This is a genomic window from Mesorhizobium sp. WSM4312 (genome assembly GCF_002294875.1).
Lineage (GTDB): Bacteria > Pseudomonadota > Alphaproteobacteria > Rhizobiales > Rhizobiaceae > Mesorhizobium.
Genome location: NZ_NSFU01000005.1, coordinates 149,889 through 163,181, shown reverse-complemented (window position 1 = coordinate 163,181; position 13,293 = coordinate 149,889). Strand labels below are relative to the sequence as shown.

The 13,293-nt window shown below is 64.6% G+C and carries 12 protein-coding genes; 8 read left to right on the top strand and 4 right to left on the bottom strand.

Going from position 1 to position 13,293, the window contains the following annotated elements; translation table 11 throughout:
* The first annotated feature begins 89 nt into the window (after positions 1 to 89).
* The 8 genes from pbpC to CK228_RS09660 all read left to right on the top strand — a co-directional run bounded on the left by pbpC (position 90) and on the right by CK228_RS09660 (position 8,972).
* Positions 90 to 2,180 (top strand): penicillin-binding protein 1C, encoded by a 2,091-nt coding sequence (pbpC, locus tag CK228_RS09695; protein ID WP_245438001.1) that lies wholly within the window; start codon positions 90 to 92, stop codon positions 2,178 to 2,180.
* Positions 2,173 to 2,904: a M15 family metallopeptidase gene (locus CK228_RS09690; protein ID WP_095787686.1), complete on the top strand. Its 732-nt coding sequence runs from the start codon at positions 2,173 to 2,175 to the stop codon at positions 2,902 to 2,904. Before pbpC ends, CK228_RS09690 begins: the two co-directional genes overlap by 8 nt.
* 204 nt (positions 2,905 to 3,108) lie before the next feature.
* Positions 3,109 to 4,137 carry a sulfate ABC transporter substrate-binding protein gene (locus CK228_RS09685; protein ID WP_095773866.1) on the top strand — a complete coding sequence of 343 codons (1,029 nt, stop codon included), beginning with the start codon at positions 3,109 to 3,111 and terminating at the stop codon, positions 4,135 to 4,137.
* An 83-nt stretch (positions 4,138 to 4,220) separates the two neighbouring features.
* Positions 4,221 to 5,072, top strand: coding sequence for a sulfate ABC transporter permease subunit CysT (cysT, locus tag CK228_RS09680; protein ID WP_095787685.1), 852 nt, complete (start codon positions 4,221 to 4,223; stop codon positions 5,070 to 5,072).
* Entirely contained in the window at positions 5,065 to 5,949 is an 885-nt protein-coding gene (gene cysW, locus CK228_RS09675) for a sulfate ABC transporter permease subunit CysW (protein WP_095773864.1), read from the top strand. The genes cysT and cysW overlap by 8 nt, the downstream gene beginning before the upstream one ends.
* A gap of 72 nt (positions 5,950 to 6,021) precedes the next feature.
* Positions 6,022 to 7,062 carry a sulfate/molybdate ABC transporter ATP-binding protein gene (locus tag CK228_RS09670; protein WP_010910344.1) on the top strand — a complete coding sequence of 347 codons (1,041 nt, stop codon included), beginning with the start codon at positions 6,022 to 6,024 and terminating at the stop codon, positions 7,060 to 7,062.
* 224 nt (positions 7,063 to 7,286) lie between these two features.
* Positions 7,287 to 8,273 (top strand): sulfate ABC transporter substrate-binding protein, encoded by a 987-nt coding sequence (locus tag CK228_RS09665; RefSeq protein ID WP_095787684.1) that lies wholly within the window; start codon positions 7,287 to 7,289, stop codon positions 8,271 to 8,273.
* A gap of 249 nt (positions 8,274 to 8,522) precedes the next feature.
* Positions 8,523 to 8,972, top strand: a complete 450-nt coding sequence (locus CK228_RS09660; RefSeq protein WP_095773862.1) for an Rrf2 family transcriptional regulator — start codon at positions 8,523 to 8,525, stop codon at positions 8,970 to 8,972.
* An 82-nt stretch (positions 8,973 to 9,054) separates the two neighbouring features.
* Here the strand turns inward: CK228_RS09660 and CK228_RS09655 are convergent, their stop codons facing one another.
* The 4 genes from CK228_RS09655 to CK228_RS09640 all read right to left on the bottom strand — a co-directional run bounded on the left by CK228_RS09655 (position 9,055) and on the right by CK228_RS09640 (position 13,227).
* Positions 9,055 to 9,603, bottom strand: coding sequence for a gluconokinase (locus CK228_RS09655; protein WP_095787683.1), 549 nt, complete (start codon positions 9,601 to 9,603; stop codon positions 9,055 to 9,057).
* 116 nt (positions 9,604 to 9,719) lie between these two features.
* Positions 9,720 to 10,706 (bottom strand): ABC transporter permease, encoded by a 987-nt coding sequence (locus tag CK228_RS09650; protein ID WP_095787682.1) that lies wholly within the window; start codon positions 10,704 to 10,706, stop codon positions 9,720 to 9,722.
* Positions 10,703 to 11,683 carry an ABC transporter permease gene (locus CK228_RS09645; protein WP_095773859.1) on the bottom strand — a complete coding sequence of 327 codons (981 nt, stop codon included), beginning with the start codon at positions 11,681 to 11,683 and terminating at the stop codon, positions 10,703 to 10,705. Before CK228_RS09645 ends, CK228_RS09650 begins: the two co-directional genes overlap by 4 nt.
* Positions 11,680 to 13,227 (bottom strand): sugar ABC transporter ATP-binding protein, encoded by a 1,548-nt coding sequence (locus CK228_RS09640; RefSeq protein WP_095787681.1) that lies wholly within the window; start codon positions 13,225 to 13,227, stop codon positions 11,680 to 11,682. The genes CK228_RS09645 and CK228_RS09640 overlap by 4 nt, the downstream gene beginning before the upstream one ends.
* Positions 13,228 to 13,293: the final 66 nt, after the last annotated feature.

The following is a 13,293-nucleotide window of genomic DNA, read 5'->3' as shown; positions in this document are numbered from 1 at the left end:
TGGAAATTGGCGAAAGCCTTTGTGAAGGCTCCTTTCTCCCCGTCTCTGTACGGGGAGAAATGCCCGACAGGGCAATGAGGGGCGACGCCATGCTTTCAAGAAGATTCCTTCGCCGCGCCGCCATAACGGCAGCTTCCTGCGCCGGCATTCTCGCGGTGTCCGTCGCCACCCTCTGGGAACTCGACCGCGCCTTCCCGCCGCCGCTGCCGGCGGAACTCACGGTCTCGACCGAAGTCCAGGACCGCGACGGCCAGCTGTTGCGCGCCTTCGCCACGCCGGACGGCTACTGGCGGCTCGAAACCCGGATCGACCAGGTCGACAAGCAGTTCGTCGACATGCTGGTCACCTATGAGGACAAACGCTTCTGGGACCATCAGGGCATCGACGTGCTGGCGCTTTGCCGCGCAGCCGGCCAGTTCGGCGCCAGCGGCCACATCGTCTCTGGCGGCTCGACCCTGTCGATGCAGCTGGCCCGTCTGATCGAGCCGCGCGAAAGCCGCAGCCTCGGCTCCAAGATCAAGCAGATGCTGCGCGCCATCCAGATCGAGCGGCGGCTCTCCAAGCGCGAGATCCTCGAACGCTATCTGACGCTGGCGCCCTATGGCGGCAACCTCGAAGGCGTGCGCGCCGCCTCGCTTGCCTATTTCGGCAAGGAGCCGAAGAGACTCACCGTTTCGGAAGCCGCCCTGCTCGTCGCGTTGCCCCAATTGCCGGAGAAGCGCCGGCCCGACCGCAACCTCGCAATCGCCCACGCCGCCCGTGACCGCGTGCTGACCCGCATGGTCTCGTCCGGCCTGATCGGCGAACGCGAGGCCGCGCGCGCCGCCCTTGACGACGTGTCGGGCCTGCGCCGCGCCTTGCCGGCGCTTGCCCCGCACGCCGCCTATGCGATGCTGCCCAGGGCCGTTCCCGGCGAGCCGCTCAAGCTGACGATTCGCAAGAGCGTTCAGGAAGGACTGGAACAGGTGGCCAGGGACGCCGCGACCAAGCTCGGACCGCGTCTGTCCGTCGCCATGGTGCTGGCCGATTCCCGCACCGGCGACATTCTGGGCGAAGTCGGCTCGGCCAATTTCTTCGATGCCAGCCGCTCCGGCTGGATCGACATGACCAAGATCGTGCGCTCGCCCGGCTCGACGCTGAAACCGTTCATCTATGGCCTCGCCTTCGAACAGGGGCTGGTGGCGCAGGAAACGCTGATCGAGGACAGCCCGGTCGATTTCGGCGGCTACCGGCCCAAGAATTTCGACATGGGCTATCAGGGCGATGTCAGCGTCCGGCAGGCACTGCAATTGTCGCTCAACGTGCCGGCGATCCGCGTGCTCGATGCGGTCGGCCCGGCGCGGCTGACCGCGCGCTTCCGTCAGGCCGGCGTCAACCCGATCCTGCCGGTCAACGAGGCGCCGGGCCTGGCCATCGGCCTCGGCGGCGTTGGCGTCACGCTGCGCGATCTCGTCCAGCTCTATACGGGGCTCGCCAATGGCGGCAAGACGCACACGCTGCATGACGGCACCGAGCCGACGAATGCCGAGCGCACCACCGCCACCATCCTCAACGACCAGGCGAACTGGCAGATCATCGACATCTTGTCGGGGGTCAAGCCACCGGAAGGCGCCTTGCAGCGCGGCATCGCGTACAAGACCGGCACCTCCTACGGCTACCGCGACGCCTGGTCGGTCGGCTTCGACGGCCGCTACGTCTTAGGCGTCTGGGTCGGTCGCCCGGACGCCAGCGCCGTGCCGGGCCTTTCCGGCTATGTCTCGGCCGCTCCCATCCTGTTCGAGGGCTTTGTCCGCTCAGGCCTTGCGACCGTGCCGCTGCCGGGCAAGCCGCCCGGCGCCTTCACCCCCAAGCGCGAGGAGTTGCCGGTGACGCTCGCCCGCTTCGGCGCTGGCGCCGATGGCCTGGTGCAGGCGACGCCGACCGAGCCCGCGCCGACGATCATCTTCCCGCCGGACGGCGCCCGCGTCGACCTCGCCACGAATTCCGCCGACGCCACGCCGCTGGTGCTCAAGCTGCAAGGCGGCCGTGCGCCGTTCCGCTGGCTTGCGAACGGCAAACCGCTGGTTGGCATCGACCGCCGCCGCACCGCGACCTGGCAACCGGACGGCACCGGTTACTCGACGCTGACCGTGATCGACGCGGCCGGGCGAGCGGCCAGCGTGAAAGTGTTCGTTGAATAGAGTGAGCCAGGCGATTCTGCGGGTTGGCTTTTACGCGCTGACGGTTGTCGCTTCCGTTCTGCCGGCACATGCCGATGCCCTCCCCGCCGGCTTCGTCCGCCTCGCCGATATCGCCCCGTCCATCCGCCAGGACATCCGCTACGCCGGCGCGGACAATTTCCTACACCGCAAGGTGACCGGCTACGACGCACCACTCTGCATTCTCACCTTGCAGGCGGCGCAAGCTCTTGCCGGCGTCCAGCAGGCAATCGCCGCTCGAGGCCTGACGCTGGTCGTCTTCGACTGCTACCGCCCTGCCCGTGCCGTCGCCGACATGGGCGACTGGACGCGACAAGGCGGGCCGCCCGATCCGCAATGGTATCCCGGGGTTCGGCGTGGCGACCTCATCGCCAAGGGTTATGTTGGTGAGTTGTCGACCCATTCGCGCGGTTCGACCGTCGATGTCGCGATTGCGCGGGCCGACGGCCCATCCGTCGCCAAACCCGCCTGCGGCGCCATCGATGCCGATACGCTCGACTTCGGCAGCGGTTTCGACTGTTTCGACCCGACGAGCGAGACGGCGCATCGCCCGCTCGGCAATGAAGCGACAGCAAACCGCAAGCTGCTCGTCGAGGCCATGCGTGCCGGCGGTTTCAAGAACTACGCGCGGGAATGGTGGCACTATACGCTCCGGCATGAGCCCCTTCCCACCCAGCGCTTCGATTTCCCGGTGAGCGCCGAGTGATGTGCCGGACCGTGCGGCCTTGCCTCGGCACCGCGCATCCCTAGTTAGGACCTCGAATCCGCGCCGGGCGCCGGCGAGGAAAATATTTCCCGATGCAGCAGGAGATCGTCGAAGATTTTCTTCAGGAGGGCAAAAAAGGCAACATTCGATGCATCTAATTTCTATCAATTCGCTAGATTTGGCCCGGGTTCAACGGAGGCAGAAATGACCAAACCTCATTTCCGGAAACTGCTCGGCGCACTGGTCGCCACATCTGTCCAGTTCGGCACGCTCGGTTTCGCGTTTGCCGACACCACCATCCTCAACGTGTCCTATGATCCGACGCGTGAGCTCTACAAGGCCTATGACGAGGCCTTCGCCGCCCACTGGAAAGCCGAGACCGGCGAGGCGATCACCATCCAGCAATCGCATGGCGGATCGGGTGCCCAGGCCCGCGCCGTGATCGACGGCCTCGACGCCGATGTGGTGACGCTGGCGCTCGAGGGCGACATCAACGCAATCGTCTCCAAATCGAAGAAGATCAATCCCGACTGGCGCAAGAAATTCGAAAACAATTCAGCGCCTTACACCTCGACCATCATCTTCCTGGTCCGCAAGGGCAATCCCAAGGGAATCCACGACTGGAGCGACCTGGTCAAGGACGGCACCCAGGTGATCACACCCAATCCGAAGACCTCCGGTGGCGCCCGCTGGAACTATCTGGCCGCCTGGGCTTACGCCAACGCCCATGATGGCGGCGACGAAACCAAGACCAAGGAATTCGTCGGCAAGCTCTACGCCAATGCCCCGGTTCTCGACACCGGCGCGCGCGGCTCGACCGTCACCTTCGCGCAAAAGGGCATCGGCGACGTGCTGATCGGCTGGGAAAACGACGCCTATCTGGCACTCGACGAATTCGGTGCCGACAATTTCGAGATCGTCTATCCGCCGACATCGATCCTGGCCGAGCCGCCGGTGGCTATCGTCGACGCCAACGTCGATGCCAAGGGCACGCGCAAGGTGGCCGAAGCCTATCTCGGCTGGCTCTATTCCAAGGAAGGCCAGACGATCATCGCCAAGAACCACTATCGTCCGGCCAAGCCCGAACTGGTGGCGCCGGCGGATCTGCCCAAGACCCCCGACATCAAGCTGATCTCCATCGACGATCCGCTTTTCGGCGGCTGGAAGAAGGCGCAGCCTTATCATTTCGGCGATGGTGGTATATTCGACCAGATCTACAAGCCGGCCCAGTGAGGTTGGGCAGAGCCCGAAGAAGCCCGTGAATGCGCTTCTTCGGCGACAATCTGGTTGAGTGAGAAGGGACGATCCAGAACTCCATGACCACAGCACCCGCTCAGGCGGGGTGGCGATTCAGGCAGCCGAGTGTCATTCCAGGTTTCGGATTGACGCTCGGCTTCTCGCTTGCCTACCTCACCCTCATCATCCTCATTCCGCTGTCCGGGCTGATCTGGCGCTCGGCCTCGCTCGGCTGGGCTGAATTCTGGGCGATCGCCAGCGACCGCCGCACCATCAATGCGCTGGAAATCAGCTTCGGCACCGCCTTCCTCGCGGCGGCCGTCAATGTCGTCTTCGGCACGCTGGTCGCCTGGGTACTGGTGCGCTACCGCTTTCCCGGCCGCCGCATCGTCGACGCCATGGTCGATCTGCCCTTCGCCCTGCCAACCGCGGTCGCCGGCATTGCGCTCACCACGCTGTATGCGCCGAATGGCTGGATCGGCAAATTGCTGATGCCGCTCGGCGTCAAGGTTGCCTACACGCCGCTTGGCATCGTCGTGGCACTGGTCTTCATCGGCCTGCCCTTCGTCGTGCGCACGGTGCAGCCGATCATGGAGGAGATCGACAGGGAGGTGGAGGAAGCCGCCGCCACGCTTGGCGCCAACCGCTTCCAGATCATCACCCGCGTGCTGTTTCCAGGCCTGGCACCGGCCATCATCACCGGCTTCTCGCTGGCCTTCGCGCGCGGCGTCGGCGAATACGGCTCGGTCATCTTCATCGCCGGCAACCTGCCCTACAAATCCGAGATCGCGCCGCTGCTGATCGTCATCCGGCTGGAGGAATACAATTACCCGGCGGCGACCGCGATCGCGGCGATCATGCTGGCTCTATCGTTCGTCATGCTTCTGGTCGTCAATCTCGTGCAGACATGGAGCCGCAAGCGCTATGGCTGATCCCGAAATCAAATCCTACGAACCCTACCATGAGAGCCGCTCGGCCGCGGTGACGGAAAGCCGTCCCGCGCAAGCCGTGCTGATGGCGATCGCTTTTGTCTTCCTCGGCGTCTTCCTGCTCTTGCCGCTGATCATCGTCTTCCACGAGGCGCTGGCGAAAGGCATCAGTGCCTATACGCTGGCATTGGGCGAGCCGGACGCTCGCTCGGCCATCCGTCTGACGCTGCTGGTCGCAGCGATCTCTGTGCCGCTCAATGTCGTCTTCGGCATCTCCGCTGCATGGGCGATCGCCAAGTTCGAGTTCAAGGGCAAGGCGTTTCTCACCACGCTGATCGACCTGCCCTTCTCGGTCTCGCCGGTCATCTCGGGCTTGGTCTATGTGCTGCTGTTCGGCGCGCAAGGGTTGCTCGGTGAGTGGCTGAAGGCGCATGGCATCCAGATCCTGTTCGCCGTGCCTGGCATTGTGCTGGCCACCGTCTTCGTCACCTTCCCCTTCGTCGCCCGCGAACTGATCCCGCTGATGCAGGAACAGGGCAATGGCGACGAGGAGGCCGCCCTTTCGCTCGGCGCCAATGGCTGGCAGACCTTCTGGTATGTCACGTTGCCCAACGTCAAATGGGGCCTGCTCTACGGCGTACTGCTTTGCAACGCGCGCGCCATGGGCGAATTCGGTGCGGTGTCGGTGGTGTCGGGCCATATCAGAGGCCTGACCAACACCATGCCGCTGCATGTCGAAATCCTCTACAACGAGTACAATGCCGTCGGTGCTTTTGCCGTCGCTTCACTGCTTGCCGGGCTGGCGCTCGTCACGCTGGTCTTGAAAACACTGCTCGAGATGCGCTACGGCGCCGAACTCGCCGCGACGCGCGGACACTGACTAAATGCATGTCGCCCAAAAGTGGGAGCCGGTTTTGGGACAACGACATGCATCAACTACAAAGGGATTTGTATGGAAGTTCGCGTTGCCAACGTGCGCAAGGAGTTCGAGCGGTTTCCGGCGCTCCATGACGTGTCGCTCGACATCAAGTCGGGCGAGCTGATCGCCTTGCTGGGGCCGTCCGGCTCCGGCAAGACGACGCTGCTCAGGCTGATCGCCGGGCTGGAACGGCCGACGCGCGGCAAGATCTTCTTCGGCGACGAGGATGCTTCGCAGAAGTCGATCCAGGAGCGCAATGTGGGCTTCGTCTTCCAGCACTATGCGCTGTTCCGGCACATGACGGTGGCCGACAATATCGGCTTCGGCCTGAAAGTCCGGCACGGATCCTCGCGGCCACCGGCGCAGGAAATCCGCCGCCGCGCCTCCGAGCTTCTCGACCTCGTCCAGCTTTCGGGGCTGGAAAAGCGCTATCCGGCACAGCTCTCCGGCGGCCAGCGCCAGCGTGTGGCGCTGGCGCGTGCCATGGCGATCGAACCCAAGGTGCTTTTGCTCGACGAGCCGTTCGGCGCGCTCGATGCGCAGGTGCGCCGCGAACTGCGCCGCTGGCTGCGCGAGATCCATGACCGCACCGGCCACACCACCGTCTTCGTCACCCACGACCAGGAAGAGGCGCTGGAGCTTGCCGACCGCGTCGTGGTGATGAGCCAGGGCCGCATCGAACAGGTCGGCACCGCCGACGATATCTACGACACGCCGAACTCGCCCTTCGTCTACGGCTTCATCGGCGAATCGAGCTCGCTTCCCGTCAAGGTCGAGAATGGCGAGATCTGGCTCGCCGACCGCCCGATCGGCCTGTCGGCGCCGCACGCGCCCGAGGGCGAGGCGACGCTGTATTTTCGCCCGCACGATGTCGAACTGCTCGACGGCTGCAGCGGCTGCATCGCCGGCACGGTCGCAGCCAGTCGCCGCGTCGCCGGCACACGGCGCGTCGAACTCGAAATCGGCGGCGAGCGCCAGCGGGTCGAGATCGAGCTGCCTGTCGGCCATCCCGCGGCCCAGAAGAGCCGGGTGGCGTTCCGTCCGGGGCGTTGGAAGCTGTTTCCGGCGGCGTGAGACCACGGCGACTTTGGTATGCCAAAGGGACTTCTCGCCCGATGGCAGTGACCTAATCTTTCATCCGCTATACAGCATGACCCTCTTGAAAGAAAATCCTACGATCCACCTGTTCGGGCAACAGTTTTTCTAGCAACAAGACCCAGGCCCTCGCCTCGATGCCTCGCCCCGCCCCCTGCGCCACGGCTATGGTTAGCATACGCATTGCATCCGGAGCCTTTTTCATGAAGCGATTTTTCCTCGGCGTTGCCACTGTTGCCGGCCTGTTCCTCGCATCCTCCCAAGCCTGGTCGGCCGACAAGCTGCTCAACGCCTCCTATGACGTTGGCCGCGAACTGTTCGTCCAGGTCAACAAGGCCTTCGTCGCCGGACATCCGGGCGTGACCGTCGACCAGTCGCATGCCGGCACCTCGGCGCAGGCGCGCGCCATCGCCGAGGGCCTTGGCGCCGATGTCGTCACCTTCAACCAGGTCACCGATGTCGATTTCCTGGTCAAGAAAGGGCTCGTCTCCGCCGACTGGCAGAAGGACTTTCCCGACAATGCCTCGCCCTTCTATTCGCTGCCTTCGTTCCTTGTGCGCGCCGGCAATCCCAAGCACATCAAGGACTGGAACGATCTGGTGCGCGACGACGTGCAGGTGATCTTCCCCAACCCGAAGACCTCCGGCAATGCGCGCTACACCTATCTGGCGGCCACTGCCTACGCCAAAGAAGCCTTCAAGGGCGACGACGCCAAGGTGAAGGAGTTCATCACCAAGCTGTTCAACAACGTGCCGATCTTCGACACGGGTGGCCGCGCCGCGACCACCACCTTCGTGCAGCGCGAGATCGGCGACGTGCTGATCACCTTCGAATCCGAGACGCGCGGCATCCGCAAGGAGTACGGCGACGACAAGTTCGAGCAGGTGACGCCCTCGGTCAGCCTGCTCGCCGAATTCCCGGTGGCGATCGTCGACAAGGTCGCCGACCAGCACGGCACGCGCGAACTGGCCAAGACCTATCTCGATTTCCTCTACACGCCGGAGGGCCAGGACATCCTCGCCCAGAACGGCAACCGGGTGCGTGATGCGGCCGTCGCCGCCAAATACAAGGCCGATTTCCCACAGATACGCCTGCTGACCGTGGAAGACGTCTTCGGCGGCTGGGACAAGATCCAGAAAGAGCATTTCGCCGCCGGCGGCCTGCTCGACCAGGCCTATGGCAGCCGCTGACGGTTGCAGCATCGATTGAGTAGATGAAGAAAGCCGGCAACGAGCCGGCTTTCTTCGTTTCTGCCATCCACCAGGACGAATACGGCGCCATCCCGGCAAAACGTTACAAAGAATCAACGCGTTTGTGCCTAACGTGCCATTCGGCGTCTTGTTTTCGCGAAATATCATCGCGCGGCGAAATCGTCATTATTTGCACACAAACAGCCGCCAGATGCGGGGTGGTTGGGGCTTCAACGGGTTGACTCGGGCATGCTGACAAAAAAAGGCAAATACGGCCTCAAGGCCCTCGTGCATCTTTCCGGCTTGCCGGTCGGCCAATTGGCCTTCGTCAACGACATCGCGGTCGCCAACAACATCCCGAAGAAATTCCTCGACGCCATCCTGGGCGAGTTGCGCAATGCCGGCTTCGTCCAGAGCCGCAAGGGCAAGGAAGGCGGCTATCGCCTCGCCCGCCCTGCCTCCGAGATCAAGATCGGCCATGTCGTACGCGTGCTGGACGGCCCGCTGGCGCCGATACCCTGCGCCAGCCGCACGCAGTACCAGCGCTGCGAGGATTGCGACGAGGCGACCTGCCAGGTCCGGCACATGATGCTGGAAGTGCGCCAGGCGATTGCCGAGGTGCTCGATAACAGAAGCCTCGCCGCCATGCGCGATGCCGATAACGACGATTTCCCGGTCGAGCTGTCCTCGCAGATTTAGATCGACGGCCAGGGGCGGCGTTTGTCATCGTAAGATTCCATGATCGCCCATGGCGATGCCATGACAGGCGACGGGTACCGGCTCATGAATTGGCCAGCAGATGCATTGCGTCCGCGACGACATCGGCGACGGGACGCGTCGCGTCGATCGTCAGCGCCCGCTCATCGCTGCGCGGCGGCTCAAGGATGGCGAACTGGCTGTCGACCAGGCTTGCCGGCATGAAATGGCCCTTGCGGCTGGCGACCCGCTGCCTCGCCGTCGCCGGGTCGATCCCCAGATAGAGGAAGACGAGGTCGGGGCAAAAACCGCGCAGGCGCTCGCGGTAGCTGCGCTTCAGCGCCGAGCAGGCCGCGACCACGCCCTGCCCTTCGCCGATCGACGTCACGATGCGCTCGCCGATGGCGTCGAGCCAGCCTTCGCGCAACTGGTCGGTGAGCGGCTCGCCGCTTGCCATGCGCGCCACATTCTCCGGCGGATGCAGCCTGTCGCCTTCGATGAAGACGGCATCCAGTCCGGCCGCCAGCGCGATGCCGACAGCCGACTTGCCGCAACCGGCGACACCCATCACCACGATGGCCGGGGGCGCCGCGCCGGGAACGCCCGCCGGCGCCTGTGCTGCTTCTTCGTCCACGGCTAGAGCATGATGCCGAAAAGTGTGAAGCGGTTTTCGGACGACATCATGCTCTATCTCCTTGATTTAGAGGCGGATTCAGATTTCGGGTCGATTCGGCCTGGAATCATCCGGCTCTAGCGGCTTGCCGGCGCGCGGCCGTAGAGCAGCAGCATGGCGACGATGACGACGCCATAGGTGATCTGCCGCCCCGCCTCCGGCATCTGCATGACCGACAGGATGGATTGCAGCAGCGTGATCAGGATGACGCCGGCGACGGTGCCGAGATAGGAGCCGCGCCCGCCCAGGATCGAGGTGCCGCCAAGCACCACGGCGGCGATCGATGGCAGCAAATACGCATCGCCCATTGACTGCGCCGCCTTCGAGGCATAGCCGGCCAGCAGCACGCCGCCGAAGGCCGACAGCCCGCCGGAGACGGCGAAGGCGATCATCACCACGCGCCTTGTGTCAATGCCGGAGAGATACGCGGCGCGCTCGCGGTTGCCGATGCCGTAGACGGTGCGGCCAAAGCCGGTGCGGGTCAGCACGAAGACCATCGCGGCCCCGATCAGCGCCCAGATGATGACGGCGTTGGGAACGCCCGGAATGGCAAAGCCGGTGGCGAGGTAGCGCATCGCACCCGTGGCCGAATCCTGGGGCGAGAAGCCGCCGGTGTAGACCACCATCAGCCCTTGCGCGACGGCGTTGGTGGCGAGCGTGATGATCATCGAGGGAATGCGCAGATAGGCGACGCCGATGCCGTTGACGATGCCGATCAGCACGCCGCAGAAGATGCCGAACGGAATGGCCAGCGCCACGCCGAGCGGACCGTAGGCCGCCGCCGCGCAGGCCATCATCGCGCCCGCCGCAACCGACCATGGCACCGACAGGTCGATCTGGCCGAGCAGGATGACCAGCATCATGCCGGTGGCGATGACGCCGAGGAACGAGGCCACCTTCAATTGCTGCAGCAGATATTCAGGCGACAGGAAGCTTCTGGAATAGAGGCTGCCGAGGAACAGCAACAGCACGATGCAGGCGAACGCAGTCAGCACCGCCGGATCGGCGCGGCGGATGAATTTCGGCATGCGGCCGGCAATGCCGCCAAGCGTCGTTTCGCTCACAGGAACCACTCCAGCCGGTTGCGGACCCGAAACAGGGCGAAGGCGCCGAGGCTGACCGCGATCAGCAGGATAACGCCCTGGAACAGCGGCTGCCAGAGCGGATCGAAATCGAACACGAACAACAGATCGCCAATGGTGCGGAAGGCCAGCGCGCCGAAGATGGCGCCGATGGCGCTGCCCTTGCCGCCGAACAGCGAGACGCCGCCCAACACCACGGCGGCGATCGAAAACAGCGTGTAGGCGTTGCCGCTGGCATAGGCAGCGTCGCCCGTATAGGTGAAGAAGGTCAGGAACAGCCCGCCGATCGCCGCCAGCAGCCCGGCCAGCGTGTAGGCGGCGAATTTGCCGCGCCTGATCGGCACGCCCGACATATAGGCCGCCGTCTCCGACGATCCTGCAGCGTAGGCAGCGCGGCCAAGCACCGAGCGGCTGAACGGCACCCAGATCAACAACACGATGGCGAACAGCACGACGAGGCTCGCCGGCACCACATCGAAGACGCGTCCGGTCATCGCATCGGCCAGATCCTCATTGACCGAGCCGCCCGGGAAGGGCCGCAGCAAAAGGCCGATGCCGTAATAGACGGCCCCGGTGGCGATGGTGGCGACGATCGGCTGCAGCCGGCCGTAGATGACGATGGCGCCGTTGACGGCGCCGCACAGAAGACCGACCGCCAGCACGGCGATGACGCCGAGCGTCGTCTGCATGGGCGTGCCCACCACCAGCCAGGAGGCCAGGCAGTTGGTCAGGAGAAAGATCATGCCGACGGATAGGTCGATGCCGGCGGTGATCACCACCAGCGTCTGCGCCATGGCGACGAAAGCGAGCAGCACGCCCTTGTTCGCCGCCGTCTGCACCACATTGGCGGTGAAGCCGGCCGGATGGTTCGAGGTGTAGATGATGAACATGACGATGAAGATGCCGAGCGCCAGCAGCGTTCCGCGCTGCTCCGCCAGCCAGTAGCGCCAATCCTTCACGCGCTTGCTCCCAGGCCCACCGGGCTCTCCTCGCCATGGATGTTGAGCGCGCTTGCAATCAGCGCCCGCTCGGTGATCTCGGCGCCGACCAGTTCGCGCTTGACCGCGCCGTCATAGAGCACCAGCACGCGGTCGCAGCAGCCGATCAGCTCGTCATAGTCGGTCGAATAGAACAGGATCGCGGCCCCGGCGTCCGCCAGCTTGCGCATCAGCTGATAGAGCTCCTGCTTGGTGCCGACATCGATGCCGCGCGTCGGATCGTTGAGCAGGATGATGCGCGGCTGGCGCATCAGCCATTTGGCGATGACCACCTTCTGCTGGTTGCCGCCCGACAGCGCGCCGACCGGGATATCGAGACCCGCCGTCTTGATCGCGAGCAGGCCGACCATGTCGTCGATCAGCCGCTGCTCGGCGGCGCGGTCGATGATGCCGCCTTTGGACAGCCGGTCGAGCGCGGCGAAGGACAGGTTCTCGCGCACTGTCATCGGCAGCATCAGTCCTTCGGTCTTGCGGTCTTCAGGAATGAGCGCCATCCCGATACGGTCCTCGCGGGCCGCCGCGGGACTGCTGATCGCCACCGGCTTGCCGTCGATCAGCACCTCGCCGGAAAGGCCGCGCAGCACACCGAAGAAGGCTAGCAGCAATTCGCGCTGGCCCTGGCCGTCGAGACCGCCGAGGCCGACCACCTCGCCTGCCCTGACGGTCAGCGAGATGTTGTGCAGCCGGTCGGTCCAGGAGAGCTTGCGGGCTTCAAGCCTGGGTGCGGCTGTAGCCGGCACGGCCGCCGGCTTGGGCGGGAAGATGTGACTGTATTCGCGGCCGATCATCAATTCGACCACCTCATTGTCGCTCTTGGAGCCGGCCTTGTAGCTGGCGACATTGCGGCCATTGCGGAACACCGTGCACTGATCGGCAAGTTCGGCGATCTCGTTCATGCGGTGCGAGATGTAGAGCAGCGCCAGCCCTTCCGCGCGCAGCCGCTTCAGGACGCCAAAAATCTTCGAGACATCCGCCGCCGTCAGCGCCGAGGTCGCCTCGTCGAGGATGAGAATGCGCGGCTTCCTGGCCAGCGCCTTGGCGATCTCGACCATCTGCCGGCGCGACAGCGGCAAATCCTTGACCAGCGCCAGCGGATGGATGTCGGCCGCGCCCGCGCGCGCCAGCGCCTCCTCGGCGATGCGTCGCTGTGCCCCGCGGTCGATCATGCCGAAGCGTTTGGGCGGATCGGAAATGACGATGTTGTCGGCGACGCTGAGATCTGGAACCAGCGACAGCTCCTGGAAGATGCAGACGATGCCTGCCTGGTTGGCGGCGGCCGGTGACAGGAAGGTCACCTCCCGGCCATCCAGCGTCATGCGGCCCTCATCAGGCGCCACGACACCGGCCATGACCTTGATCAATGTCGACTTGCCGGCGCCGTTTTCGCCAAGGATGGCGTGGATGCTGCCGGATGTGACGACAAGCTCCGCCTTTTCCAGAGCTCGCACTCCACCATAGCGCTTGGATATGCCTTCCATCCGGAAGAGCGGAACCGCACTGTCCATCGGCCCTCCCCGGGGCGCTTTGATCATCAGCATATCAAGTGACCGGCGCCGCGGGAGATCCCACGG

Coding starts and splice junctions, on each gene's coding strand:
- pbpC (WP_245438001.1), top strand. CDS start 90: ATGCTTTCAAGAAGATTCCTTCGCCGCGCCGCCATAACGGCAGCTTCC.
- CK228_RS09685 (WP_095773866.1), top strand. CDS start 3,109: ATGACCAAACCTCATTTCCGGAAACTGCTCGGCGCACTGGTCGCCACA.
- cysT (WP_095787685.1), top strand. CDS start 4,221: ATGACCACAGCACCCGCTCAGGCGGGGTGGCGATTCAGGCAGCCGAGT.
- cysW (WP_095773864.1), top strand. CDS start 5,065: ATGGCTGATCCCGAAATCAAATCCTACGAACCCTACCATGAGAGCCGC.
- CK228_RS09670 (WP_010910344.1), top strand. CDS start 6,022: ATGGAAGTTCGCGTTGCCAACGTGCGCAAGGAGTTCGAGCGGTTTCCG.
- CK228_RS09665 (WP_095787684.1), top strand. CDS start 7,287: ATGAAGCGATTTTTCCTCGGCGTTGCCACTGTTGCCGGCCTGTTCCTC.
- CK228_RS09660 (WP_095773862.1), top strand. CDS start 8,523: ATGCTGACAAAAAAAGGCAAATACGGCCTCAAGGCCCTCGTGCATCTT.
- CK228_RS09640 (WP_095787681.1), bottom strand. CDS start 13,227: ATGGACAGTGCGGTTCCGCTCTTCCGGATGGAAGGCATATCCAAGCGC.